This is a genomic window from Rhodococcus sp. 1163 (assembly GCF_002091985.1).
Lineage (GTDB): Bacteria > Actinomycetota > Actinomycetes > Mycobacteriales > Mycobacteriaceae > Rhodococcoides.
Genome location: NZ_MKKX01000014.1, coordinates 23161 through 49116, shown reverse-complemented (window position 1 = coordinate 49116; position 25956 = coordinate 23161). Strand labels below are relative to the sequence as shown.

At 61.5% G+C, this 25956-nt stretch carries 23 protein-coding genes, 1 tRNA gene and 2 pseudogenes; 18 read left to right on the top strand and 8 right to left on the bottom strand.

Annotated elements, in window-relative coordinates; translation table 11 throughout:
* Positions 1-48 precede the first annotated feature (48 nt).
* The 10 genes from BJD99_RS02505 to BJD99_RS02460 all read left to right on the top strand — a co-directional run bounded on the left by BJD99_RS02505 (position 49) and on the right by BJD99_RS02460 (position 9616).
* A complete protein-coding gene (locus BJD99_RS02505; RefSeq protein WP_084345226.1) occupies positions 49-1788 on the top strand; it encodes a CTP synthase in 1740 nt (579 codons plus the stop codon).
* Positions 1785-2423: an NUDIX hydrolase gene (locus BJD99_RS02500; protein ID WP_084345225.1), complete on the top strand. Its 639-nt coding sequence runs from the start codon at positions 1785-1787 to the stop codon at positions 2421-2423. Before BJD99_RS02505 ends, BJD99_RS02500 begins: the two co-directional genes overlap by 4 nt.
* A gap of 5 nt (positions 2424-2428) precedes the next feature.
* Positions 2429-3343 (top strand): site-specific tyrosine recombinase XerD, encoded by a 915-nt coding sequence (gene xerD, locus BJD99_RS02495; protein ID WP_084345237.1) that lies wholly within the window; start codon positions 2429-2431, stop codon positions 3341-3343.
* Between the two features lie 100 nt (positions 3344-3443).
* Entirely contained in the window at positions 3444-4532 is a 1089-nt protein-coding gene (locus BJD99_RS02490) for a ParA family protein (RefSeq protein ID WP_256895380.1), read from the top strand.
* Between the two features lie 2 nt (positions 4533-4534).
* Positions 4535-5374: a ScpA family protein gene (locus BJD99_RS02485; RefSeq protein WP_084345224.1), complete on the top strand. Its 840-nt coding sequence runs from the start codon at positions 4535-4537 to the stop codon at positions 5372-5374.
* Positions 5367-6059: an SMC-Scp complex subunit ScpB gene (gene scpB / locus BJD99_RS02480; protein WP_084345223.1), complete on the top strand. Its 693-nt coding sequence runs from the start codon at positions 5367-5369 to the stop codon at positions 6057-6059. Before BJD99_RS02485 ends, scpB begins: the two co-directional genes overlap by 8 nt.
* 13 nt (positions 6060-6072) lie before the next feature.
* Positions 6073-7335, top strand: coding sequence for a pseudouridine synthase (locus tag BJD99_RS02475; RefSeq protein WP_084345222.1), 1263 nt, complete (start codon positions 6073-6075; stop codon positions 7333-7335).
* A complete protein-coding gene (gene cmk / locus BJD99_RS02470; protein WP_084345221.1) occupies positions 7335-8018 on the top strand; it encodes a (d)CMP kinase in 684 nt (227 codons plus the stop codon). The genes BJD99_RS02475 and cmk overlap by 1 nt, the downstream gene beginning before the upstream one ends.
* Positions 8015-9457: a ribosome biogenesis GTPase Der gene (gene der / locus BJD99_RS02465; RefSeq protein ID WP_084345220.1), complete on the top strand. Its 1443-nt coding sequence runs from the start codon at positions 8015-8017 to the stop codon at positions 9455-9457. Before cmk ends, der begins: the two co-directional genes overlap by 4 nt.
* 85 nt (positions 9458-9542) lie before the next feature.
* Positions 9543-9616 (top strand) — tRNA-Pro (locus tag BJD99_RS02460).
* Positions 9617-9978: 362 nt separating this feature from the next.
* Here BJD99_RS02460 and BJD99_RS02455 read toward each other — a convergent pair.
* Entirely contained in the window at positions 9979-10536 is a 558-nt protein-coding gene (locus tag BJD99_RS02455) for a site-specific integrase (protein ID WP_256895383.1), read from the bottom strand.
* Between the two features lie 86 nt (positions 10537-10622).
* On the opposite strand from BJD99_RS02455, the pseudogene BJD99_RS02445 reads away from it, so the two are divergent.
* The 8 genes and pseudogenes from BJD99_RS02445 to BJD99_RS21100 all read left to right on the top strand — a co-directional run.
* Positions 10623-11599 (top strand): annotated as a pseudogene (locus tag BJD99_RS02445) (IS3 family transposase); the annotation flags it as partial.
* Between the two features lie 97 nt (positions 11600-11696).
* Positions 11697-12779, top strand: coding sequence for a tyrosine-type recombinase/integrase (locus BJD99_RS02440; RefSeq protein WP_084345216.1), 1083 nt, complete (start codon positions 11697-11699; stop codon positions 12777-12779).
* Complete coding sequence (locus tag BJD99_RS02435; protein ID WP_084345215.1) at positions 12745-14658, top strand: tyrosine-type recombinase/integrase; 1914 nt, start codon at positions 12745-12747, stop codon at positions 14656-14658. The genes BJD99_RS02440 and BJD99_RS02435 overlap by 35 nt, the downstream gene beginning before the upstream one ends.
* Positions 14655-14951, top strand: coding sequence for a hypothetical protein (locus BJD99_RS02430; protein ID WP_084345214.1), 297 nt, complete (start codon positions 14655-14657; stop codon positions 14949-14951). The genes BJD99_RS02435 and BJD99_RS02430 overlap by 4 nt, the downstream gene beginning before the upstream one ends.
* Positions 14952-14994: 43 nt before the next feature.
* Positions 14995-15213 (top strand): annotated as a pseudogene (locus tag BJD99_RS02425) (integrase core domain-containing protein); the annotation flags it as partial.
* 382 nt (positions 15214-15595) lie between these two features.
* The gene (locus tag BJD99_RS02420) at positions 15596-16771 is read left to right on the top strand and encodes a site-specific integrase (RefSeq protein WP_084345212.1); all 1176 of its coding nucleotides are present in this window, start codon (positions 15596-15598) and stop codon (positions 16769-16771) included.
* A 646-nt stretch (positions 16772-17417) separates the two neighbouring features.
* On the top strand, positions 17418-18125 hold the full coding sequence (locus tag BJD99_RS21170) for a hypothetical protein (protein ID WP_256895374.1): 708 nt from the start codon (positions 17418-17420) through the stop codon (positions 18123-18125).
* A gap of 146 nt (positions 18126-18271) precedes the next feature.
* Positions 18272-19096, top strand: coding sequence for a hypothetical protein (locus BJD99_RS21100; RefSeq protein WP_218775695.1), 825 nt, complete (start codon positions 18272-18274; stop codon positions 19094-19096).
* A gap of 410 nt (positions 19097-19506) precedes the next feature.
* On the opposite strand, the gene BJD99_RS02405 is transcribed toward BJD99_RS21100, so the two are convergent.
* The 7 genes from BJD99_RS02405 to BJD99_RS02375 form a co-directional block, all read right to left on the bottom strand.
* Entirely contained in the window at positions 19507-19896 is a 390-nt protein-coding gene (locus tag BJD99_RS02405; RefSeq protein ID WP_084345210.1) for a PPOX class F420-dependent oxidoreductase, read from the bottom strand.
* An 86-nt stretch (positions 19897-19982) separates the two neighbouring features.
* Positions 19983-20435, bottom strand: coding sequence for a MarR family winged helix-turn-helix transcriptional regulator (locus BJD99_RS02400; RefSeq protein ID WP_256895371.1), 453 nt, complete (start codon positions 20433-20435; stop codon positions 19983-19985).
* A 60-nt stretch (positions 20436-20495) separates the two neighbouring features.
* Positions 20496-21242, bottom strand: a complete 747-nt coding sequence (locus tag BJD99_RS02395) for an MBL fold metallo-hydrolase (protein WP_084345208.1) — start codon at positions 21240-21242, stop codon at positions 20496-20498.
* Positions 21239-22420, bottom strand: coding sequence for a 3-hydroxyacyl-CoA dehydrogenase family protein (locus BJD99_RS02390; protein WP_218775694.1), 1182 nt, complete (start codon positions 22418-22420; stop codon positions 21239-21241). Before BJD99_RS02390 ends, BJD99_RS02395 begins: the two co-directional genes overlap by 4 nt.
* 50 nt (positions 22421-22470) lie before the next feature.
* Entirely contained in the window at positions 22471-23196 is a 726-nt protein-coding gene (locus tag BJD99_RS02385) for an HAD family phosphatase (protein WP_179142156.1), read from the bottom strand.
* Positions 23189-24811 carry an MFS transporter gene (locus BJD99_RS02380; RefSeq protein WP_084345206.1) on the bottom strand — a complete coding sequence of 541 codons (1623 nt, stop codon included), beginning with the start codon at positions 24809-24811 and terminating at the stop codon, positions 23189-23191. Before BJD99_RS02380 ends, BJD99_RS02385 begins: the two co-directional genes overlap by 8 nt.
* Positions 24812-24915: 104 nt before the next feature.
* Positions 24916-25938, bottom strand: a complete 1023-nt coding sequence (locus BJD99_RS02375) for an aldo/keto reductase (protein WP_084345205.1) — start codon at positions 25936-25938, stop codon at positions 24916-24918.
* Positions 25939-25956 lie beyond the last annotated feature (18 nt).

The following is a 25956-nucleotide window of genomic DNA, read 5'->3' as shown; positions in this document are numbered from 1 at the left end:
CAGCTCACTGGTGGGAGCACGCCCTGCAGATACGTCACGGGAGCATCATTGTCACGCCTTCAGTCGCGTTCTGACACAAAGCACATCTTCGTCAGCGGAGGCGTCGCATCGTCTCTTGGCAAGGGCCTCACGGCATCGAGCCTGGGCCAGCTACTGACAGCTCGTGGCCTCCGAGTCACGATGCAGAAGCTCGATCCCTATCTGAACGTGGATCCAGGCACCATGAATCCGTTCCAGCACGGCGAGGTCTTCGTCACCGAGGACGGCGCCGAAACCGATCTGGACGTCGGACACTACGAGCGGTTCCTCGACCGCGATCTGTCTGGATTCGCAAACGTCACCACTGGTCAGGTCTACTCGACGGTCATCGCCAAGGAGCGTCGCGGTGAATACCTGGGCGACACCGTCCAGGTGATTCCGCACATCACCGACGAGATCAAGCGTCGAATCCTCGCCATGAACGGCCCTGATCTGCAGGGCCATCAGCCGGACGTGGTGATTACCGAGATCGGCGGCACCGTCGGCGATATCGAGTCGCAGCCGTTCCTCGAAGCGGCACGTCAGGTCCGTCATGACGTCGGTCGTGAGAACGTCTTCTTCTTGCATGTCTCCCTGGTGCCGTTCCTCGCGCCTTCAGGTGAGCTCAAGACCAAGCCGACTCAGCATTCGGTCGCAGCCCTGCGGAGCATCGGAATCCAACCCGATGCACTCATTCTGCGGTGCGATCGCGACGTTCCGCCTGGCCTGAAGAACAAGATCGCACTGATGTGTGACGTAGATGTCGAAGCCTGTATTTCCACTCCCGACGCACCGTCGATCTACGACATACCAAAGGTTCTGCACAAGGAGGGCCTGGACGCGTATGTCGTGCGCAAGCTCGGGCTGCCGTTCCGCGACGTCGACTGGACGGTGTGGGGCGGACTTCTCGAACGGGTCCACGAGCCACGCGAGACCGTGCGTGTTGCCCTTGTCGGCAAGTACGTTGATCTCCCCGACGCGTACCTCTCGGTCACCGAGGCGGTGCGTGCGGGCGGTTTCGCGCATCGTGCGAAGGTCGAGATCAAGTGGGTTCCGTCCGACGAGTGCGAGAGCCCCGCAGGCGCGCAAGCTGCGCTCGGTGATGTCGACGCAGTGCTGATTCCGGGTGGATTCGGTATTCGTGGCATCGAAGGCAAGCTGGGCGCGGTCCGCTTTGCCCGTACCCGCAAAGTGCCTCTGCTCGGACTGTGCCTCGGTTTGCAGTGCATGGTCATCGAAGCAGCACGCTCGGTCGGACTGACCGACGCCAACTCGGCGGAGTTCGAGCCGGACATCGAGTTCCCTGTCATCTCGACGATGGCCGATCAAGAAGATGCTGTCGCAGGCGAGGCCGACCTCGGTGGAACTATGCGACTGGGCGCGTACCCGGCGACCTTGTTGAAGGGTTCGGTCGTGGCAGGCGCCTACGGGTCGACCGAAGTTTCCGAGCGTCACCGTCACCGCTACGAGGTCAACAACACCTACCGTGACCGCATTTCGAAGAGTGGTCTGGTGTTCAGCGGAACTTCCCCTGACGGGCACCTCATCGAGTTCGTGGAACTTCCGACGTCGATGCATCCGTTCTTCGTCGGCACGCAGGCTCACCCGGAATACAAGAGCAGGCCGACGCGTCCGCACCCGCTTTTCGCGGCACTGATCAACGCGGCGTTGAAGTACAAGGCAGCCGAGCGGCTTCCGGTCGACATTCACGGTGACGATGCCGAGTCCGAAGCGTCGGTGCCGGAAGTGACCGTCGAAAGCAACGGATGAGCGAGCAGGACAGCCGGTTCGAGTTTCGGACTCTCGGTTCGACAACCGTCTACGAGGGGGCGATTCTCGCTTTGCGATTGGATCAGGTCGCGATGCCGGACGGCCGTCAGGCCGAGCGTGAAGTAGTCGAGCACCACGGCGCAGTAGCCGTCGTGGCGCTCGACAGTCAGGGTCGGATCGCGATGATCGAGCAGTACCGGCATCCGATCGGGCGACGTCTGTGGGAATTGCCCGCCGGTCTTCTCGACGAGACCGGTGAGCCGCCCGTCGACGCGGCGAAGCGCGAACTCGCCGAAGAGACAGGGCTTTCCGCCGGCCGCTGGTCGGTACTCGTCGATGTTTTGGCGTCCCCGGGCTTCACCGATGAGTGCGTTCGAGTGTTTCTGGCCGAGGACTTGACCGAGGTCGAGCGGCCCGATGCCCACGACGAAGAGGCCGACATCGTGTTGTCCTACGTGCCGGTTGACGACGCGGTTCGCCGGGCTTTGTCCGGTGAATTCGTGAATGCGAGTGCGGTGGCGGGCATTCTGGCGCTGGCCGCCTCGAGGGTAGCGTCGACAAGCCTGCGCCCCGCCGATGCTCCGTGGCCGGATCTGCCGACTACTTTCGAGCGTCGGAAGAATTCGCACGAGTAGTCGTCGTGCTGAGTGAACAGATTTCGACCTATCTCGATCACCTCGAGGTCGAGCGTGGGTCGGCGAAGAACACTCTGTCCTCGTATCGCCGAGACCTTCGGCGATACGAGGTGTTTCTCAGTGCCCACGGCATCGACGATTTGGCCAAGGTATCCGAATCGGATGTGACCGAATTCGTCTTGTATCTGCGGCGAGGTGGGGACGAGTTCCTACCGTTGGCTGCAAGTTCGGCAGCACGGACGCTCATTGCGGTTCGTGGGTTTCATAAATTCGCGGCCGCGGAGGGCTTCACCATTTCGGACGTGGCCAGTGCCGTCAAGCCGCCGACCCCGAGTCGTCGGCTGCCGAAGTCGCTTCCACTCGACCAAGTGATCGCGATTCTCGAATCGGCCTCCGCCGAGGGTGCGGATGCCCCTCGTGGTTTGCGTGACAAGGCGATCCTCGAGTTGCTGTACTCGACCGGTGCCCGCATTTCCGAAGCGGTAGGTCTCGACGTCGACGATGTGGACACCGACACGCGATCGGTGCTGCTTCACGGCAAAGGTGACAAGCAGCGGCTGGTACCGGTAGGCCGACCCGCTATCGAGGCTGTGGACGCGTACCTTGTTCGAGGGCGGCCCGCTCTGGCGACGAAGTCGACTCCTGCGTTGTTCCTCAACGCTCGTGGTGGTCGGTTGTCGCGGCAGAGTGCCTGGCAGGTGTTACATACGGCAGCCGAGCGTGCAGGCATCGCGACAGCGGTCTCTCCGCACACCCTGAGACACTCCTTCGCAACGCATCTGCTCGACGGCGGGGCAGATGTCCGTGTGGTGCAGGAGCTTCTCGGTCATGCCTCGGTCACCACAACCCAGATCTACACGCTCGTGACGGTGAATACGCTGCGGGAAGTGTGGGCGGGAGCTCATCCCCGCGCGAGGTGAAGACATGTTTGTGCGTGTCCGGCGATACTGCTGTAGTGCCACGCGGTACGTTCTTGGGAGCGTATTTCATCTTTTGTGCCCTCAGGCACGAGGCGAATACATGATCAACGAACGGACAGGGGAGCGCTGGAACGTGTCGACACCGCAGCCGCCAGCGGCGGAGTCAGGTTTTGGACGGACCTGGGGCGAGCAGGCTCCGGTCGCTCCGCCGTCGACAGCGTCTTCGAACAGGTCCTACGAGGCAACGCCCGACGGGCTCACCCCGCTCCATTCATCAAGCGAAGGAGCTCTCTTTCATACCCGGCAGCCCGAGTCCGCTCGTGAGAGCAAGGACGTCATCCCTCCTGTCGACACTCTCGGCCCCACCGGTCGCAAGACCAGACCGGTTCCCGAACCGCAGCCACTGAGCAGTCACGGACCGGCGAAGATCATCGCGATGTGCAACCAGAAGGGTGGCGTCGGCAAAACGACGTCGACCATCAATCTGGGTGCCTCGCTGGCTGCTTACGGTCGTCGAGTGCTTCTGGTCGATCTGGACCCGCAGGGTGCACTGTCTGCAGGGTTGGGTGTTGCGCACCACGAGCTCGATCTCACGGTCTACAACCTCCTCGTCGAACCGAAAGTGTCCGCCGACGACGTCCTGATGCGCACACGCGTGGAGAATCTCGATCTGTTGCCGAGCAACATCGATCTGTCGGCGGCCGAGATTCAGTTGGTCACCGAGGTCGGTCGCGAACAGACTCTCGGACGGGTACTTCATCCGATTCTCGATCGCTACGATTACGTGTTGATCGACTGCCAGCCCTCGCTCGGTTTGCTCACCGTCAACGCATTGACGTGTGCCGACGAAGTTCTGATTCCGATGGAATGCGAGTACTTCAGCCTGCGCGGATTGGCACTGCTCAACGACACCGTCGAAAAGGTTCGTGATCGGCTCAATCCACGGCTCAAGCTCGCCGGCATCGTGGTCACCATGTTCGACGCCCGCACTCTGCACTCGCGAGAGGTGATGACGCGGGTGGTCGAGGTGTTCGGCGATGTCGTGTACGACACAGTGATCACCAGGACCGTGCGTTTCCCGGAGACGTCCGTCGCAGGCGAGCCGATCACCACGTGGGCACCGAAATCGGCAGGGGCCCAAGCCTATCGGGCTCTGGCCCGAGAGGTGATATATCGGTCCGGTCCCTGATCGTGTCTGCCGCCACCCCCGGCGACGCTCCGATCGAGGTTCCAGGTGGGGAGGATCCCTCGCGATTTCGTGTTCGGTTGCTCAACTTCGAAGGACCGTTCGATCTGCTGTTGACTCTGATCAGTCAGCATCGCCTCGATGTCACCGAGGTCGCGTTACACACCGTCACAGACGATTTCATCGCGTTCACCAAGTCGCTCGGCAAAGAGATGGACCTCGATCAGACGACGGAATTTCTCGTCGTCGCAGCCACGTTGCTCGACCTCAAGGCGGCGCGGCTGCTGCCGTCCGGTGATGTCGAGGATGCCGAGGACCTCGCCTTGCTCGAAGTTCGTGATCTGCTGTTCGCCCGGCTCCTGCAATATCGCGCGTACAAGCAGGTAGCAATGCTGTTCGCTGAGCTCGAAGCCGCCGCACTGCGTCGATATCCGCGGTCGGTGTCCGTCGAGGACCGTTTCGCGGATCTGATTCCGGAAGTTTTGCTCGGCGTCGATCCGGCTCGTTTCGCCGATATTGCGGCGACGGCGTTCCGGCCGAAGCCGATTCCGCAGGTAGGTCTCGATCACATTCATCAGCACGCGGTGTCGGTGCCGGAGCAGGCCACGTGGGTGATGAATCTTCTTCAGGGGAAGAGCCCGGGGCAGTGGGTGACGTTCGGCGAGATCATCGAGGGCTGCGAATACCCCGTCGAGATCATTGCGCGTTTTCTTGCGTTGCTCGAGCTGTTCCGTGAACAGGTCATCGTATTCGAGCAGCCCGAGCCGCTGGGGGAGTTGTCGGTGAGCTGGACCGGTACGGAGAAGGTGGACGGAGTGCTCGTGTCAGCGGTGGACTATGGATGAGAAAGAGCTTTCCGAGAGTGAACAGTCGACGGGCCTCGAGTCCGACGAAGAGCTGGACGACGCGACGCTCGAGGCCGCACTCGAAGCCGTCCTGTTGGTAGTCGACTCGCCGGCGTCGAACGAGCAGTTGGCGTCGGCCGTCGGGTGCGAAGCACGTCGGGTGAAGCTGATGGTGACGCGGATGGCCGAGAAACTGACCGAACGAGGCAGTGGAATCGATCTACGCTATGCAGGCGACGGATGGCGTTTCTACACCCGCACGGCTTACGCGCCGTATGTCGAACGGCTTCTTCTCGATGGCGCTCGGTCGAAACTCACACGCGCGGCATTGGAGACTCTGGCCGTTATCGCATATCGTCAACCGTTGACGCGCTCGCGAGTCAGTGCTGTGCGAGGAGTCAATGTAGACGGAGTGATGCGCACCTTGCTCGCGCGCGGACTGATTTCGGAAGCTGGAGTGGATCCGGAAACGAACGGCACCATGTATTCGACTACCGAGTTGTTCCTCGAACGGCTCGGGTTGGCATCGCTGACGGACCTCCCGCCGCTGGCACCGTTGCTGCCAGGTGTGGATCTGATCGACGAGATCAGCGACAGCATGGACACCGAACCGAGAGTTTTACGCTCCACCAAGAACCGCGGATCGAAACCCGATCCGGTATCCGAGCTCGACTCGGACGACTGATAGGTAACAAGAAGTGAACAAGCCCGCTCGCCGTGATGGCACACCGGACAGAAGTAAAAGACAAGATCCCCGTCGGAAGCCGGCCGCAGGTAGGTCGGAAAGCCCTCGGGATGGTCGCCGCACCGGCGACGCGCCCCGCGGTGCGGGACGCCGAGACGAAGCTCCACGCGGAGCCTCAGGACGTCGGGACGAAGCTCCACGCGGTGCTTCGGGACGTCGTGACGAGGGGCCACGCGGCGCTTCGAGTGGGCGCCGAGAGGATTCGCCTCGCGGTTCAGGGCGACCTACTGGGCAACGTAAGCCTGCTGAGCAGCGCAAACCGTATGTGAACAAGCCTTTCGTGGATCCCGCGTTCGAGGACAAGTCTGTCGAGACGGGCATCAACGATCGCAGTAACGATGCGGTTCCGCGTAAGAAGCCCTCGCGCCCCAAGCCGCCGAAGCCGCAGAAGAAGCAGACTCCGACGACGACGATCAGCAACGCGAAGCCCGCGAAGCATCAGTACATCGAACCTGACACCAAACGGCGCCATGTGCCCCGCGGTGAAGGCGTTCGTCTGCAGAAGGTTCTGGCTCAGGCCGGTGTGGCGTCACGCCGCGCAGCCGAAGAACTGATTGCCGACGGCCGTGTCGAGGTCGACGGACGCATCGTCACCGAGCAAGGGATCCGTATCGATCCGGACGTCGCTGTCGTCCGCGTCGACGGCACCCGAGTCGTCGTCAAGGAAGAGCTCGTCCACCTCGCGATGAACAAGCCGCGTGGATGGCAGTGCACGATGTCCGACGATCTGGGACGTCCGTGCGTCGGCGATATCGTCTCCGAACGCGTTCAGGCGGGGCAGCGACTGTTCCACGTCGGACGCCTCGATGCCGACACCGAGGGCCTTCTTCTCTTCACCAACGACGGTGATCTTGCTCACCGCCTGATGCACCCGTCGTACGAGGTATCGAAGACCTACCTCGCCACATTGTTCGGAACCATCCCGCGCGATGTAGGCAAGCAGCTGCGTTCGGGTGTCGTTCTCGACGACGGCCCCGTCAAGGTCGACGGTTACTCACTCCTCGACGTCAACGAAGGCAAGTCGCTCGTACGTGTCACCCTGCACGAGGGTCGCAAGCACATCGTGCGGCGCATGTTCGAGAAGGTCGGTTACCCCGTCGGACGTCTCGTGCGCACCGACGTCGGCAACATCGCCCTTGGTGATCAGCGCCCAGGAACGCTGCGGGTCCTCGGTCGTGGAGAGATCGGCAAGCTCTACGAGTCGGTCGGGCTGTGATGGACAGTCTCGTCATTGCGATGGACGGGCCGTCGGGAACCGGGAAGTCGACGGTCTCACGACGGTTGGCCTCTGCGCTCGACGCTCGATACCTCGACACCGGGGCGATGTACCGCGTAGCGACGGTGTGGGTGTTGCGGGCCGGTATCGATCCGTCCGATGCAGACAAGGTCGCCGACGTCGTCGAGACCCTGCCGTTGGACATCGGCACCGATCCGGCCGTCGAAGCAGTGACGTTGGCCGGCAAAGACGTCACCTCCGAGATTCGCGGAGCTGCTGTGACCCAAGCGGTCTCGGCTGTGTCCGCAGTTCCACGTGTGCGGGACATTCTCGTACGGATGCAACGTGAAATCTCTTCGGCCCAACCGCGAATCGTCGTGGAGGGCAGGGACATCGGGACAGTCGTGCTGACCGACGCGCACGTCAAGGTCTTTCTGACTGCCTCGCCCGAGGCCCGCGCCGATCGTCGAAACAAACAGAACACCACCGAAGGACGGGGCGACGACTATCAAGCAGTCCTCGCCGACGTCCAACGCCGTGATCATGCTGATTCCACCCGCGCCGTATCTCCTTTGCGGCCCGCCGAAGACTCCGTGATCGTGGATACGAGCGAACTGGACATGGACGGCGTTGTCGCCGCATTGCTCCAGGTCGTCAGCGAGAGAACTGGAGCAATGCAGTGACCGAAGAATCCTACGGCTCCGAAACAGCCGGCGACGGCGTCTGGAGCGACGAGGGCGAATGGGAGATGGTCGACCTCAGTGAAGGCGAGGATGGCGAAGTACAAGTCGCCGTTCCTACCCTCGCGGTGGTCGGACGTCCCAACGTGGGCAAGTCCACTCTCGTCAACCGCATCATCGGCCGTCGTGAAGCAGTGGTCGAGGACGTGCCAGGGGTGACGCGGGACCGCGTCTCCTACGAGGCGAACTGGGCCGGACGCCGTTTCCTGGTGCAGGACACCGGCGGTTGGGAACCCGACGCCAAGGGCCTGCAGCAATCCGTTGCCCGCCAAGCAGAACTGGCGATGAAGACTGCTGACGCGATCCTCCTGGTCGTCGATGCGCGTGTCGGATCCACCACAACCGACGAGGCTGTCGCCCGGGTGCTTCGGCGCTCGAAGACGCCGGTCCTGTTGATAGCCAACAAGGTCGACGACGGTCGCACCGAGTCCGAGGTCGCTGCCCTGTGGTCGCTGGGCCTCGGTGAGCCGCTGGCGGTTTCGGCTACTCACGGCCGCGGAACCGGAGACATGCTCGATCGTGTTCTCGACGCGTTGCCGGAGACTCCTCGCGAGGGAATCCCCGGTGGGGGACCGCGTCGCGTCGCACTTGTCGGTAAGCCGAACGTAGGCAAGTCCTCACTCATCAACAAGCTGTCCGGTGACGAGCGCTCCGTAGTCCACGAGGTGGCCGGAACTACTGTCGACCCGGTCGACTCGTTGGTCGAATTGGGCGGCAAAACTTGGCGATTCGTCGACACTGCAGGTCTGCGTAAGCGCGTCAGTCACGCCAGTGGTGCCGAGTTCTACGCGTCGTTGCGCACCAAGTCGGCCATCGAGGCCGCCGAGGTCGCAATCTTGCTCATCGACGCCTCCGAAGTGATCTCCGAGCAGGACCTTCGTGTCCTCAGCATGGTCGCCGACGCTGGTCGTGCGCTCGTGTTGGCGTTCAACAAGTGGGACCTCGTCGACGACGACCGTCGCCAGATGCTCGAGAAGGAGATCGATCGCGATCTCGCTCGTGTGCCGTGGGCACAGCGCGTCAACATTTCGGCTCAGACGGGCCGCGCAGTCCAGAAGCTCGTTCCCGCGCTCGAGACTGCACTGGAGTCCTGGGACAAGCGGGTGCCGACCGGACGCCTCAACACTTGGCTCAAGGAAGTTGTGGCGGCCACCCCGCCGCCGATGCGTGGTGGCCGTATGCCGCGCATCATGTTCGCCACCCAGGCGACGACGCGTCCACCGACGTTCGTGCTCTTCACCACCGGCTTCCTCGAGGCCGGATACCGACGCTTCATCGAACGTCGCCTCCGTGAAGAGTTCAACTTCGACGGCAGCCCAGTCCGCGTCTCGGTCCGTATCCGCGAAAAACGCGAACGGCCAGGCAAGGGTCACAAGCGCTGATCCCACCGGGCCCCGCCCCTGAGCAGGCGATTTCCGCTCAGAGGCGGGGCTGAGGTACTCTCATCAAGCGCCTTACGGGGCGCGGCGGGCTGTGGCGCAGCTTGGTAGCGCACTTGACTGGGGGTCAAGGGGTCGCAGGTTCAATTCCTGTCAGCCCGACAGTAATGAGGTACAGGTCAGAGGCGGTTTCGGAGAAATCCGAAGCCGCCTTTTCTTGGCCGAAAATGGGCTCGGTGTCACGAGTTGTCACAACTCCTTCGTAACTACGTTCCTGGATCCATGTGGACATCCGGTCACTTCGAGCTCCGAGACCACCTCTCTGGTGATGTTTTCGCGGCCGATGCGCTTGTATTGGACGTGGATGTACCGCCTAGTACGTGCGCAGATTTCAAGAGAGTGGCGATTTGCTGGAAATTAACTGCCCAGACGAGCTAGACCGAGTTTCATCATTCGGTCGTTGGGCTTGACAGACCATGCATTCCACCTGTCAGCAGTGGATCTCAGCCCGTCCGCCTTTGGGGTCAAGGATTGTCGGAGTCTAGGACGTTTGGGTTGGATGGCTTCTTGAACACTTTGGAGTACATCGTCGCGGCATTTAACAGTGCGTCGTTCTGACTGTGCACGTACGTCCGCATTGTGAAGCTGGCGTCCGCGTGACCCAGCCACGCCGCGATGACTACAACGGGAACACCCTCAAGATGCATGAGCGTCGCACACGTATGTCGAGCGTCGTGAAAGCGGATCGGGCTGACGCCCGCCAGTTTCGTAATTCGCTCCCAGCGCGCAGCAAGCACGTCAGGACGGATCGGGAAACCGACCTCGTCCGACACGACGTGTGTACCCGGTCCGAAGTCTTCGCCCTGGACTTTGCGGTCAACTCGAAGGCAGGCCTTGGCTCGGGTGAGCGCAGCATGTAGGTCGTCTGTTAGCGGTAGCTTCCGTTGCGACTTCCTGGTTTTAGTAGCGTGCTCAACAACTCGGCCATCAGATGTTATGACCCGATTGTTACCTATTGTCAGACAAGAATTGGCGAGGTCTACATCCGCCCACCTGAGCCCACAGACCTCGCCACGTCGCAGGCCAGACAGAGCGAGGTGATCGGCCCAGGGATTTCGGACAGTGGACCCGCTTAGAATAGGGATCTACCGAAATGAGCCAGTCCAGCATGAGCAGATCGCGTCGATCGTTCAGTCCCGAGTTCAAGGACGAACTGTGCCGAGAGGTCATCGACTTCTCCAAGCCGATCAGCGAAGTCGCCAAGGCCTACAACGTCGGTGACGACAGTCTGCGCCGATGGTTGGTGAAGTACCGTGACACCCACGGCGGCGGCCCGGACACCGAACTCACCCTCACCGAACGAGCACGCCTCGCCCAGCTCGAACGTGAGAATCGAGAACTTCGAGCCGAGGCAGCCTTCCTGAAAAAAGCAGCCTCGTACTTTGCACGGGAGCCACGGTAGTGGCGAAGTACGAGTTCATCGATTCCTATGTCGCGGCCGATTCCGCGGTAGTACCGATCACCGACCGCTGCCGCTGGCTCGAGGTCTCCACCTCCGGTTTCTACCACTGGAAAAGCCGGCCGCAATCAGCAACTGCGATTCGCAGAGATATTCTTGCGCAACATATTCGGGTGTTCTTCGATCTGTCGCACGGCACGTACGGATACCGCCGCATCCACGCAGATCTGCGTGCAGCCGGCATCGAGTGCTCCCCGGAACTGGTCCGGTCGATCATGCGCGACGAGGACCTCGCGCCGTGCCAACCGCGGCCGTTCCGGGTCACTACCGCCTCCGACCCGAACAGCGAGCCGGTCGTGCCGGATCTGCTCGTGCGCGACTTCTCCGCTGATCGGCCCGGGATCAAGTTTGTCGGCGACATCACCTACATTCACACCTGGCAGGGGTTCGTATATCTCGCGACGGTCATCGACTGCTACTCCCGCAAAGTCGTGGGCTGGTCGATCGCGGACCATATGCGCACCGAACTCGTCGCGGCGGCGTTGACGAATGCGGCATTGACGACCTTGATCGAGCCGGGAGCGATTTTCCACTCCGATCGCGGCAGTGTCTACGCATCGCGGGCCTACCGGGCTTCGGTGAGCTCGCTGGGGATGCGGTCGTCCATGGGGCGGACCGGGGTGTGCCTGTTGACCGGCTAATCCATCGAATTGTTACCGCCGGAGCGACACGCCGATCCGCATTGTGCTTGCTTGCGTACGACGTTGGGGTTACACCTGTCTCATGACGAATCAGCCCACGCTGCGTCTGGAACCTGGGACCGACGTCGCCTGGACCCTGGCGGGGCCCGGTGCCGGTAAATTCGTGTTGGTCAATGAGTACCTCGGCTATTTCGCCGACCGCAACTACTCACCGCGCACCGTCCGTGCCTACGGTTACGACCTGCTGGCGTTCTGTCGCTGGCTCGACACCGAGGACGCTGACCTCGCCGCAGTAACAGTGGAGACTGTTCTCGATTTCATGCGGTACTGCCGCACCACCCCGATCACCGGTCGGCCCGCCAATGTCCTGTCGATGACCGGAAAGCGACTCGATCGATACTCCGCGACCACCATTAATCACCGACTCGCGGCCCTGACCGGCATGTTCGCCTTCCGGTCGATGCGTGAACCCGAGCTTCGCAGCCCCATCCCGAGTGGGCGTGAGGCCCGGCGAGTGAGCGCCGAGGAACGCAACGCTCTTCTTGGGCATCTAATCAGGCCCAAGAAACGATCCGCCCTTCGATTGCGCCAACAACGCGTCCTCCCCAGAGCACTCGACCGCCGAGAGACCACCGACCTGGTCTCGAGTCTGCGGACATGGCGGGACCGATGCATCGCAGGGCTGATGCTGTTGTCGGGCCTGCGATCCGGTGAGGTCCTGACCCTCGATGTCACCGATATCGACATCGGCACCAGATGGGTGCGGGTGCTCGGTAAAGGCAGCAAAGAGCGTCGCGTCCCACTCGACATCGAAGTCGCAGGTCTGATTCAAACCTATCTGCTCACCGAACGGCCCGAATCACCCTGTTCACGTTTGTTTCTCGTCGCCAAAGGGCCCAACCGGGGTCAACCACTCACCGCTGCGGGACTGCGCACCATCTTCCGATATCACCGCATCAAATCCGGAGTTCTCGCCGGACACCCACACGCGCTTCGTCACACCTTCGGCACAGCCATGGCCGAGGCCGGTGTGGACCTGGCAGTGATGCAAGCACTGCTCGGCCACGCGCACGTCGACACCACCGCTCGATACATTCACCTCGCTCCGACGCACGTCAAGGCGGAATTCGATGCAGCTCGCACCCGACTACGCACCCACACCTGAACCACCCGAGGCAATCTACGCTGCCTACCTGCAGCACCTGCAACGTCGCCAACGCGGCAACTCCGCCTACACCCAAGCCGCCCGATCGTTCCTGCGCCGGTGGCCCGACGTCACAGCCTGGACTGCCGTGCCACTTGGCGAAAAGTTGTCGGCGAACGGATCCACTAGGCCGTTCATCACCTTCCTCATGGTCAGCAGGCGACTGCACCCGGGGTACGACTACCTCGTGCACCGCAAACTGGCCAGCCTCTGGCACGAACTCACCGACAGCGCCTTGCAACCAGACCTCGATCAGTTCATCGCTGCCGCAACTCAACTGGGCTTCTCCGAACGTGTCTCGTCCGCGATCGGGTCACAGATCATCGCCCGACTGCTCATCGAAACCGGGCGACCACTACTGGATTTGAGTGAACGAGACCTACGGGATCTACTGCGGGCTTGCGACGATCGAGAACGCAACACCGGGCGAGGCGCCAAGCACTACCGCAGCACCATGCACAGTGCCCGCCAGATCCTCTTCCACCTCGGTGTTCTCGACTCCCCGGCGCCGCCGTCGATGATCGCGTCGACACTCGAGCGGCGCATGGCCGACGTCCCAGCAGCTCTGCGGCCGGCGTTCGTGGCATACCTCGAGCGCAAACGCGCCACCTGCGTCGCGAAGACGGTCAGCAGCCTCGCGACCCGGCTTGCGCATTTCGGCCGCTACCTCGCCGCCGTCGACCCCGACATCGCATCGCTGAACTCGTTGGACCGCCGCCGGCACATCGAACCGTTCCTCACCTCGCTGACCAGCGCCGTCAACTCCGCCACCGGTGCACCGATCACTGTCGCCGACCGCATCAGACGAGTACACGCAGTCGGCAACTTCTTCGCCGAGATCACCGAATGGGGCTGGGACGACGTTCCGTCGCGTCGACTGATCTTCCGCGACGACCTCCCCCGACAGCAACGGTTTCTACCGCGGTATCTTCCCGTTGATGCCGACCGCAAACTCACTGTTGCACTATCGGATTCACCGTATCGGCTTGCGGCCGACGCACTCCTGGTTCAACGCGCCTGCGGACTGCGGATCGGTGAACTGCTCGACCTCGAACTCGACTGTGTCCACGAGATACCGGGGCAAGGATCCTGGCTGAAGGTGCCGCTGGGAAAGCTCGACTCCGAGCGCATGGTGCCACTCGGCGAAGAAGTGCTCACCCTCGTCGATCGCATCACCGCCACCCGTTCACCCGGCCGGCTCATGAGCCACCCCCGCACCGGTGCGCCAGCAGACTTCCTGTTCACCCACCACGGGAAGCGACTGTCCCAGAACGCAGTACGGGCAGAATTGAACCGTGCAGCCGCCATCGCCGGTCTCGGACACATCACCCCGCACCAACTCCGACACACCTACGCCACCGCCCTGATCAACGCAGGCGTCTCGCTGCAAGCGTTGATGGCCCTGCTCGGCCACGTCTCGACCCAGATGAGTTTGCGGTACGCGCACCTCTTCGACAGCACCGTCCGCACGGAATACGAGCGAGCCCTCGACCTAGCGAAAAGCCACATCGGGCCGATGCCCACCAACAGACCGCAACTTCCACTGACCGACATCAGCAGCGGCGAATGGAAAGACACCCCATTGATCAAATCGCGATTGGCCGGCGGTTACTGCCTCCGCGCTCCGGCGCAAGGCTCGTGTCCCTACGCCAACATCTGCGAGAACTGCCCCAGCTTCCACACCGACTCAACGCATCTCGGCGTCCTTGCCGCTCAACGGCTCGATGCTGCCGACCTCGCCGCTGATGCCGAGAAGCGAGGATGGATCGCAGAAGCAGAGCGGCACCATGCACTCGTCGCACGACTCGACATGCTCCTCTCCCGATCGAAGAGCGCATGACCCGAGACCACCTGCGCCGCGTCGAACAAGTCTGCATCGATCTCACCACCACCGGATCACCGGTCACCTTCACCGCCGTCGCCGAAGCGGCGCAGATCGCACGAGCCACGCTCTACCGCAACCGCGAACTCCGCGCTGTCATCGACGATCACCGAACGCGACAGACCGACGCCCGCACCCTCACCGGCCTTGCAACCGAAGTCGCACAACTGCGCAGCATCGTCGAAACACTTGCCAGCACCGTGACTGCACACGAAGAACGACTCCGCCGACTCAGCCCACGCAATCGATGAACCATTCTTCCCGCCAGCGGCGGAGCAACACCCATTATTAGCCGGTCAATGTTGGGACAACAGTATGGCGGAAAGTTTCTTCGCGGCCCTCAAGAACGAGTGCGTCTATCGGACGATCTATTCCACGAAAGACACAGCGCGACAGGACATCATCAGATACATCGAGGGGTTCTACAATTCACGACGCCGGCATTCGGCAATCGGGTACCGATCCCCGAACGACGTCCACTACAGTTATCGGCAGCCCGCGATCGCGGCCTGAGATTAATCATCTCCATTGTCCGAAATCCTCGCGGCAGATCAGGCCTTAATTGTGCGAGAGCGCGATTTCGCCCCGCACCCAGGATATGAGCTGCGCGTCGATGAAACTATCTCCTTGAAACCCGCTGATCTCCGTATCAGGGTTAAACGCAGCGAGTAGACGTTAAACGAACTGGTCGCGCCCGGAAAAATCGAAGTGTTGCGGGCTCTTCTGCGTTACTGCTATCGGCTACGAGGAGGCAGGGATACGTCAATTGTAAATTGGTTCGGCTGGTTGGAAGTTGCCGACGTAAATTGCATTTTCCGCACCATCTTGCAAGAAACACCAGTTCAGCACGGTTTTGTTCTGCAGACGCGTCGGTGACCTGCGTTACGCTGCCGACATGGACTTGTGGCAAGCCCGAACACCCGCGGTGATCACTGCCGCCGGCCTCCCCGAGGGTGACAGGTCGGTGGCCGTCGAGCCGGAGATCCCGCCCGCCGTCGCGAAGCGGATCGCGAGCGCGGTGCAGTCCTCCCGCTCCGAGGGAACCCGCAAGACGTACTCCGCCGCGTGGAGACGCTTCACCAACTGGTGCGCGTCGAATGGTCACGTGACGCTGCCGGCGCACCCGATCACCGTCGCCGCCTACCTCGTCGACGCCGCCGACACCCGCACCGAAACTGGGGAGCGGGTCTACGCCGTCGCCACCTTCGGCACCTGGATCGCGGCCATCAACTTTAAGCACCGCACCACCGGACACCTCTCGCCGTCCGCGCACGAACTCGTCACCGCGACCCTGTCCGGAATCCGGCGGGAGTACGCCGCGGCGGGGGACCGACCCCGCACCCCACGGGATCCGTTGTTGGTGGACGACATCAAACTCCTTGTCGAGACCGCGAGGAAGCGGTGCCGCGGTTGGGCCGATGAGGTACTCGAACGCCGGGACTCTGCGATCCTGCTGCTCGGGTTCGCCGGTGCCTTCCGACGCAGTGAACTTTCCGACCTGGTTTGCGGGGACGTCACCGTGCACCGCCACGACGGCCTCCACATCCGACTGCGCAAGTCTAAGACCGACCAGGAGGGCAGAGGAGCGGTCAAAGCCCTGCCGTACACCGAGTCTCACGAAACGTGCCCACCCTGCGCCTACGTCCGCTGGATACAGGTCATCGCCGCATTCGACGCTGGCGGCCGCCCCTCTGTTATCCGGCTGCTGCGCACGGGGGAACCGTTCGTGGCACACGTATGCCGTGGGGGAGTCCCGCGCACCGCCGCACTAGCACCGATGTTTCGCGCGATCGCGAAGAACGGAAACCTTGGAGTCACTCCGTTGTCCGGAGCTGCGATTCACCAGACCATACGCCGCCGTGCCGACCACGCCGGCTTCGATCCCACCGCGCTGACCAAACTCGGTGGACATTCCCTGCGTGCTGGTTTCGTCACCCAAGGAACTCGCAACGGTGCCGACGGCTCCGCGATCGCTCGCCAAACGGGCCACTCCCGTCTCGACTCCGTCGAGGTTTATCGCCGCGAACACGCACCCCTGGTAGGTAACGCCGTCAACAACATTGGGCTCTAGACGGTTAATTGAAGGGTAGAGCCCCTTTCTCATGGCCAAGCTTTGAGGTCCGTCCGATCTCATTTTTGGCGAGTGCCGTCAGATACGCCGAATCCTGACTGCTGGATTGAGGTGGACCGCAGTAATGCACGGTTTCTGTCGAAACCTAATGAGTAAATCTGCTGGCTAACTCGTATGTTTTCCCATCTACTTCGCGATCCGGCTGGTTTATTGTGGTCTCATGACCACAGAAGAAGGCTCGATTGACTTCCTCACACACCCAGACCCGAGAGTTCGGGATCTGTCGTACGGGCGCAGTCGAATTGGGCAACTGCTCGATCTTACGAAGGGCTCTTTCTTCGACATGGGCTTCGGTCCCCAGTCAGGTGACGACACTGCGAACGTTGACAACGACGAAGACTGGCCGACCAATCGGCTTGAGATCTACATCAAAGAAAAACCCCGAGGTCGCGGGTACGTATGTGACATTGTCTATCATTCCGAGGACCTTCCAATCCTTGTATATGCAGTGGTGATCAATCGTGGTCACGGCCTAGAAATTGCAGAACTGGAGCTATTTCGCAGCGACTGGGGGTGCCATGACGACGATGGCAACTACAGACACCCAGATGAACTACCCGACGACAACGACTACGAAGAGCCGCCCTTGCTCATAACCAGCGACGTACTGCGCAGGATCCCACTGGGAGAGATCATCGCTCGCCTCGAGCGTGACTTACCAGACGATTCATGGCGCACAGACGGGGTTCGAGTTCTCGGTGGTCCAGACCTGATGGCAAACGAACTCACCAACGAACAACGCAAGGCATTGGAAACGACATCGGCAATAGGCCAGCGCCGGCGCGGCCGTCCAACGGTCAGTGACGAGGTCCTCATCGAAGTCGCACAGGGCTACATCGACGAATCGTCAGCTGGTAAAGGTGCTATTGGACGCCTGGCCAACTCACTTGATCGACCAGAACCAACTGTGCGGGACTGGATCTCAGCAGCTCGGCGACGCGGATTCCTCGCACCGACTTCACCTGGTCGCCGTGGCGCGATCCCTGGGCCAAATCTTCCTCACCGGTCGACGGAGCGAGAGTTCGCGGGCACATCGGATACCGCACGACCGGACCTGAGTCGTGAACGACGCCGACATCTTTTGCGGATCATCGAAGGTGAGAAGCTTCTCGACGCGGACCTTACCGCCGATGCGCAGCTGTTGTTCGTGGTGACCGGATTGATGTGCAACAGCGCTGGCGTTGCTAAGCAGGAAGCTGTCACCAATAGGATGCACAATCCCAAGGTCGTCAAGGAAGCGCACACGATCCTGGAGAAAGCTCGCAGACGAAGATCTGCAACACACAGTAGCTGATTAACCTAAAGACCCGCCGAGACTTCGACCTCAACAGACAGGAACGCACTCATGACCGCGAGTACCGGAACGAAAGGAACCCCAGGTCGCATACACGAGGTAGAGGCGTTCCTGGGGCGTTCGACAGTCACGATAGCATCGATCGAGTGAGCGGTGCCAGTACCGGTGATGAGCTCGTCGCGCTTCTTACCGCTGAGCGACTTGATCCTTACCTGAAGGAAAGCAATGGCGACACCGATCTGGCGCTAGAACTCTACGCATGGAACACCGCGATATCCGCGGCATGTATGGAAGTGGTGGCCTACGTCGAGGTGATGTTGCGAAACGCGATCGACCGGGAACTGCACAAGTACGCCGAAGAAGACAGGCGCAAGATCCCATGGTTCATGACCCCGTACGTGACGGGGACGTCCTACGACGCCATCACAACTAGTGTCGAGGCCACACGCCTCCGATTGAGGAACATCAGCCACGGTCGAGACTCGCGCGGTCAGATTATCGCTGGCCTTTCATTCGGCTTCTGGACGCAGCTCTTCGGCCCCAAACACGAAGATCTGTGGCGAGCTGCACTCAGCGCTGCGTTGCCGGGCACGGCGGCCGGTCGCCGTAAGAACGTGATGACCCTGCTAGAACGCCTGAGACCATTCCGGAACCGTCTTGCGCACCACGACTCGCTGCTCGCGCAGGACGTTCTTTTTCAACTTGAAGAGATGCTTACCCTCACAGAGTGGATCAGCCCGTCTGCCCGTGCATGGTTGGTCCAACGAGAACGAGTCACCAACCTGTATCGGGACCGCCCCGTCACCCCTCTCGACACGCTGGTGGTTCCTGCAACCTCGGCATGGGCGCTTTACGAGAACAGCTCGATTTACATCTGCCCACCTGGGCGAAACTTCCGACCAATTGACTACATCGCTTTCTACGCTGACAAGGAAATCAAGCCTGCAATTTCCAAGGTTCTCCCACCGTGACAACGTGGAGTGGACCAATGTCGAGGCGGCGCGACTCGGCGCTCTACCAGGTGACAACCACAAGCTTGATAGGAAAATTGGACGTGCCATTTTGGCAAGCCAGGCCTTGGGATGGAACGAAGGTCGGTACCAAATCTTCATGTTGAGTTCAGCAGGCCATCCACACCATCTGCAACTCAAAAGCGCGATCCCCCACCTACAGTCCGGCCGTGGCTCGGCGTATGTTCACCGTCACCGGTACGTCTCACATCACACCCTGCAGACTGCAACGACCACTTCGGATGTCAGGTAAACCTCGCTGTCCACAGGGTCGATTGCCGTGCCGAGTTTGATCAATCAGGCGAAAAGATCGAAGAAACTTGAGCTCGGCTTCGGAACTAATTCGTCAACTCTTCTTGACGGTGCGGTAACTATTGATAACTGACCGAAGTTGGTTCGACAACGAACACGACCCGGTCGGGTGCGTCACCCGGCGGGCCAGACATTGCCAGGTCGTACCGATCTGCCAGTGCCATGAAAATTTCTGCGTTTGGGTCGGGCTCTACATTTACGACAAGACCTCGGACTTCGAGGTACCTATAGGGCTGATCAGGGTCGTTGACCGAGAAAGCAATACGAGGCTCGTGGGCGACGTTCCGGGACTTCTTCCGTGTGGTCGTGTTCGTGAACCTGATGTGCGTGCCGTCCCAGTTGAACCACATGGGGTTGGCCTGCGGCGACCCATCGGGACGGATCGTCGCCAGATGGGCATACAGCGGTCTGGTGAGAAGATCCACGTGTGACTCCGGAATTACCGACATAACTGTCCAATCTGGTTGAAGGACTCTTTTGGTCGTAATGAATTGCCCGTAAGGCTGGCCTCAGTAGGAGATAATCTTGCAATGCGTTATCGACTGAGGTTCTTTATCGCACGTTCGAGAAGTGAATGTAGTGCCGCTCGCTCATCGGCGCTGAATTCGTCCGCAAGTTCTCCCTCGATGGTCCGAGCTACCTTGTCTGCTTTCATCAGTAAGGCACGCCCCGATCTCGTCAGTTCTGTCACGAGGACCTTCTGATGCACCGAGGAGGGGGTGCGGACGATCAAGCCTTTCGATTCCAGGTTTTTGAACACTGTGTTCATGGTCTGGGCGGTCACCATGCATGCTCGAGCGACCTGTGCGCTCGACGATCCTGGTGAGTGATAGAGCGTCATCAAAGCGGCGTACTGGGGAACAGTGATATCGAACGGCTTCAGCGCATTGGTCTTGCGAGCAATCAGCGCGACTTCGGCCCGTTTGATGTCGGTTCCGATGCGTGCCGCGATCTCGGCTTGGATGGTCGCGCTGTCTGCTTTGCTCACCATGGTGGGCCTTCATATTGTGAGCCAGGGCTCTGATGGGTATCAGTGGGGTCGACAATGTCAGATCGACCATACCTGGTGTGCCTTTCTGTGCGCCGGACGTCTGCACTCGGCTGCTGAGGTCTGTGGTCCATGGCCATTGAAGATCACGGTGGTGTCGGGGAGTTGGGGTAGAACCCGCCCAAGCGATTTGCGCAGAGTAGAGCGGTCACCGGCTGGAGGTGCAGCGAGTCCTGGCCCGAAATGGTGGAGACTGTCTCCCGCGAACAGAGCAGCGTGCGGGGCGTCGATCGAGAACATCACCGACCCCGGGGTGTGGCCGGGGATGCTGATGACGCGAGCCTGCAGTACTCCGACTGCCACTATCGTTCCGTCTAGGAGTTCGAGCCGGCGGCGGGCCGGGACGCGGGGGTAGTCGGCCAACGCACTGTTCGGGAAGTCCTCCGGCAGTAGCACTTCGGGGTTCACCAGAGATTGCTCGTCGGCGGGATGGATACCTAGAGGTACGTCGAGTTCGGATGCGAGGGGGACCGCATCCCAGCTGTGGTCCATGTGGCCGTGTGTCAACACGACAGCGACTGCATCCAACCCGTGCAGCCGTAGGTGTTCGGATACGACTCGAGCTGCACCTTGGCCGGGATCGATGACAACGGACTGCGATGTTCCGGGGTCCGTGACGATGTAGCACCAGGTCTGGAAATGCTCTCCGGCTGTGAAGCCGTCGACGACGAGCTCCGTTGCGGTCAGGAGGCGAGTGACCGCTGTGTCGACTACGCGCGGCAGTGAACTCGGCAGGGGGGCGTTCACAGGCTATTCACCGATCGTCTGCTCACGTCGGTCGCCGGCGTAGCCGCCGCCAGAAACTCCGCGACGGTGGTTCGGTTCTTCCTGCCCAGAATGTTGTTTTCTACCAACGCGGCGAGCAGTGGATCCGGTACCGACTCATCGTCACCGAATGCAGCCTTCAGGGTGTGCTGGATGGTGAGTGCGACGTCGAGGCCGATCAGCTCGAGGAGCGCGACGGGCCCCATGGGGAACCCGAAGCGACGCATTGTGCAGTCGAGGTCAGGTGCGTTTCGGGTCGTGCGCAGAACGCGCAGCGCGTCGTTGAGGTAAGGAATGAGCAGGGCATTGACGATGAAGCCGGGACGGTCTCCGCAACGCACCACTTCTTTCCCTGCCAGTTTTGCGGCGTTTTCGGCGATCGTGATCGTACGCGGGGCGCTCTTGTGGGTGGCGATGAGTTCGATCAGCGGCATTGTGTTCGCAGGGTTGAAGAAGTGCATGCCGATGACCCGCGTCGGGGTGTCGGTGAAGGCTGCGATGTCGCAGATTTGCAGGCTCGATGTGGTTGTGGCGAGGACAGTTGTGCTGGGACACAGGCGATCGAGTGCGCAAAACACTGCTGTCTTGGTGGTGAAATTCTCCGCGACACACTCGATCACCAGATCACAAGTCCGAAGGTGTCCGTACCCCTCGGCGACGTGGACTCGGTCGGTTATTGCTGCCCGGGTGTTGTCGTCGATGCGTTGTCTTGTCAGCGCTCGGTCGAGGTTCGCACTGAATTTCGCGGACGACTCGGTGGACCGCGAGGCGACGCTGACGTCTATCCCCGCTGCCAAGTAGGTCTGGGTGATACCCGTTGCCATGATGCCTGTGCCGACGATTCCCACCGAACGGACAGACATCGGCTCGACCTGCTCGTCGTCTCCGGCAGGGTGGGTGTTCGGGGCACTGTAGGAGCGATTGCGGGCGTTCCCGTCGATCTCGGCGTCGAGATTTTTCGACCACCGCGCGAGAACGTCGCGATCGTGGTGTGCGCGGAGTTGGGCCGGTCCGAATGTGAGCCGGCACGCGCCGCGCATTGCGGAGTCGATGGATGCACTGTCGGCGTACCTGCTCACGGCCATGGCGTGCGCTCTGTTGAGGTAGCGCAGGTACAACCACTCTGCACCTGGCGGCTGAGGCTGCCCAGGCGAGCTCACACCTGCAGCACCTTCGATGCGGTCCGCGATGTCTGATGCCGAATACGACGTCATAGGGTGCCAATCGGGATCGGGGCCGCGGTATCCGCGGCGGGGCGCAGTCCGTGGGCGGTGCTTTCGATGGTGTCCCAGCCGCGCTGCACAGCAGTGGTGTTCAGCACCGCGTCGGCGCCGACCACGACGGGGTTGTCCACGAGCAGAAGCATCGGAAGGTCGGACTCGTGGTCGCCGTAGGCCCAGCTCGGGGCCGAAGTGGGAATCGTGTCGAGAATGTCGGCCACCGCAGCTGCCTTGCCGTTACCGATCATGGGCGTTGCGAGGCGGCCTGTGTAGCGCCCCTCGGCGACGGCTGGTCGCGAACAAAGGATCATATCGGCACCGACGTATGCCGAGACAGGGTTCAGGCACGCTGGAAACGACCCGGACACCAACACGATGGCGTGGCCCTGCTGCTTGTGCGACTGCAGCCGGGTCAGGACAGAGGTGTTCAGCGCTGGGATGGCAACATCTGTGAACCATCGACGGCCTGATTCCGCCAGCTCAGCGACGGACGTGCCTTCGATGAGGCGATAGAAATCGGTGTTGGCGCGTTCTCTCGGAATTCCGGATTCGAGTAGGTCGTCGAGACGATCGAGTCGGGTGTGTCGCTCGGCCGCTGGGAGATTCACGCAATGGTATCGGTAGAAGGAGACCATGCTTTTTATGGTCAACAGTGTTTCGTCGACATCGAAGAAGGCAACTCCGTTGCGGCCTATGCACTCCTGGGGCTCACTCATGCGTGAGCACCTGACCGGTGGGCGCGGCGTCTGCGGAACTGTTCGCGGCTGCCGAAACCGGTGCACTGTCGTCCGACGTGGGGGACTTGTCGTCACGTAGTAGAACCCAGAGGATGGGCACCATGACCAGGCAGCATGCAGCCAGAATGACGAAGACCTGGTGCAGTGACGAGCTGTAGATATCCGAAGCGAAGGCATGGAACGTCGACTGTGCGTCTGTCGTCAGTCCCTGGGCGGGCGTGGTGAGATCTCCCTTGGCCATCGAGTTCGCGAGTCCAGCCGGGTCCTGCGCGTACGCCGTTCCAGCGAGGCCGTCGATGCGTTCGCCGAGTTGGCGTGACGTCAGACTGACGATCAGTGATCCCATCGCGGCGATGGCGACCACTTCGCCGGTGATACGCATGGTTCCGAACATGCCGGCGGCCATGCCTGCTCGTTCGGGCCGAACCGAGCTCACTGCTGCCCCGTCGAGGATTCCGTTCGAGATTCCGAAACCTATTCCGATGACGACGAGCGGCCCTGCCAGCTCCCAGAGCGGCATCCCGGCACTCAACGTGAGTAGCCACAAAGTTCCGCCGCCGACCAGAACCATGCACGTGATCAGCAGTGTCCGGTAGGTAACGCCCTTCGCGGCGAGGTTTCCGGCGACTGCGGGCATCGCCAGCGTCGGGGCGGTCAGCAGGAGCATCAGAAGGCCGGCGTCCCAAGGTGTCCGGCCGTCGACTGCAATGAAGTAGGTCGGCAGAAACACCAAGAGTGCGACGAATCCGAACGCCAAGGCGACCGGTGACAGGCACACTGCGACGTACTGGCGCGATCGGAACAGAGCCAGGTCGAACATCGGCGCGGCCTGCCGATGTTCGACGATGACGAACGCTGCCAGCAGAGCAGCCGCACCGACGAACATGGCGATGGTGCCGATCGATCCCCAGCCGAGCTGTGGACCCTCGACGAGAGCAAGAATCAGTAAGAACAAGGCACCGACGAACGTGGCGGTTCCGGCCCAATCGACACGAGTGTTGCTGACGGTGGCCGTCGCCGTCACGCGACTGCTCAAAATCAAGGCGGCTATTGCTACCAAAGCCTGTACTGCAAAGAAGTACCTCCACCCCAGCGAGCTGCTCATACCGCCGCCGAGGAGCGGTCCGAACGCGAGGCCGATCCCGAAGCACGTGCCGAACACTCCGAATGCTTTGGCGCGGGCTGCACCATCGAACGCGTTGGCCAGGGCGGCAGCGACACTGGTGAAGGCCGCTGCGGCACCGATCCCGGTAAGGCCGCGCGCGAGATCGAGGAAGAGCAGGTTAAAGGACAACGCCGCAGCGATGGATCCTGCTCCGAACAAGGCCAAGCCGAACATCAGGACGCGTCGTCGCCCGAGTACGTCGGCGAGCGATCCCATGGCCAGTAGAAACGCGGCGAAGGTGAGGTCGTAGGCGTGTACGACCCATTGCAGTCCGGCGACTCCGCCGCCGAGGTCACTCGAAATGTCAGGCAGCGTAACCGATGTGCCCGTGATCGACGTCGGAAACAGTACTGCGATCATGCACGCCGCGATCAGTGTCGCGGCAGAAGCGCCTCTCAGCAGAGGCGCTTGTTCATTGGTGGTGGTCATCGATTGCTCTCCTGGTGCACGGCGATCCGGATTGGGTTATATCAGTGTACTGATACTTATCAGTATATGTACATGCCGGCTAATTTCTCGGCGCGCTCGTGCGTTCAGTAACGGGATCCGACTGTCTCGGGGACTTCGCCCAGCGCCCGCAATGCCTCTGCGTTCAAAACGATGTCCGCCGCCCCGGCATTGTCGGAGAGGTGCGTGAGCTTGCGCGTGCCCGGGATGGGGATGACGTGATCGCCACATGCGAGTGTCCAGGCGATCGATACCTGCGCAGGGGTTGCACCGATAGAGTGGGCGACCTCGGTCACCACGTCGACGATGCGCTGGTTCTGAGTCAACGCGTGGCGGGCGAAGCGGGGGTTGGTCGCCCGAAAGTCTCCGTCCTCGAACACCCCGTCCGATACGGCCCCGGTGAGAAATCCGCGCCCGAGGGGTGCGAACGGAACGAACGCTGCCCCGTTGGTGCGGCACCAACCTACAACGTCGCCGCTTACCGAGGCACCTGCACCCGGCGGTGATGCAGCGGGGCTCGCGCCGTGAGAATCGGTCGCCGACCCCAGAGCGTCGCGGGTCCACAGCGACAGCTCGGACTGAACAGCGGACACAGGATGGATCGCATTGGCCGCGCCGGCTTGCCAGACGGTCACCTCAGAGAGGCCGAGATACTTCACCAAGCCCTGCTCGACGAGCAGCGCCATTGCGCCGAAGGTGTCTTCGAGTGGGACTGCGGGGTCGACTCGATGCAGATACAGCAGGTCTATATTGTCCACGTCGAGCCGGGTCAAGCTTGCGCGCACCGCCTCCGCGATATGGCGTGGACTGCCGTCGCGGTGCATTTGTTTGCGAGGTAGATCGTCGACGACCAGGCCGCATTTGGTGGCGAGGAAAACCTCGTCTCGGCGTCCCTTGATTCCCTGGGCGACAACGGTTTCGTTGTGCCCGTCGCCGTAGATGTCGGCGGTGTCGATCATGGAGATACCCGCGTCGAGAGCAGCGCTGATCACCGCGGCCGATTCGGCGTCGTCTCTACTCGATTCAGCGTATCCCCAGCTCATACCCATGCAGCCGAGGCCCACAGCTCCCAGGGAGGGTCCGTGTGGTGTGAACAGTCGTTGTCGCATGTCGAAGGCTCCTAGTAG

Coding starts and splice junctions, on each gene's coding strand:
- BJD99_RS02380 (WP_084345206.1), bottom strand. CDS start 24,811: ATGACCACCACCAATGAACAAGCGCCTCTGCTGAGAGGCGCTTCTGCC.
- BJD99_RS02435 (WP_084345215.1), top strand. CDS start 12,745: ATGCAGCTCGCACCCGACTACGCACCCACACCTGAACCACCCGAGGCA.
- BJD99_RS02490 (WP_256895380.1), top strand. CDS start 3,444: ATGATCAACGAACGGACAGGGGAGCGCTGGAACGTGTCGACACCGCAG.
- BJD99_RS02430 (WP_084345214.1), top strand. CDS start 14,655: ATGACCCGAGACCACCTGCGCCGCGTCGAACAAGTCTGCATCGATCTC.
- BJD99_RS02375 (WP_084345205.1), bottom strand. CDS start 25,938: ATGCGACAACGACTGTTCACACCACACGGACCCTCCCTGGGAGCTGTG.
- BJD99_RS02405 (WP_084345210.1), bottom strand. CDS start 19,896: ATGTCGGTAATTCCGGAGTCACACGTGGATCTTCTCACCAGACCGCTG.
- BJD99_RS02440 (WP_084345216.1), top strand. CDS start 11,697: ATGACGAATCAGCCCACGCTGCGTCTGGAACCTGGGACCGACGTCGCC.
- BJD99_RS02420 (WP_084345212.1), top strand. CDS start 15,596: ATGGACTTGTGGCAAGCCCGAACACCCGCGGTGATCACTGCCGCCGGC.
- BJD99_RS02385 (WP_179142156.1), bottom strand. CDS start 23,196: ATGAGTGAGCCCCAGGAGTGCATAGGCCGCAACGGAGTTGCCTTCTTC.
- scpB (WP_084345223.1), top strand. CDS start 5,367: ATGGATGAGAAAGAGCTTTCCGAGAGTGAACAGTCGACGGGCCTCGAG.
- BJD99_RS02500 (WP_084345225.1), top strand. CDS start 1,785: ATGAGCGAGCAGGACAGCCGGTTCGAGTTTCGGACTCTCGGTTCGACA.
- cmk (WP_084345221.1), top strand. CDS start 7,335: ATGGACAGTCTCGTCATTGCGATGGACGGGCCGTCGGGAACCGGGAAG.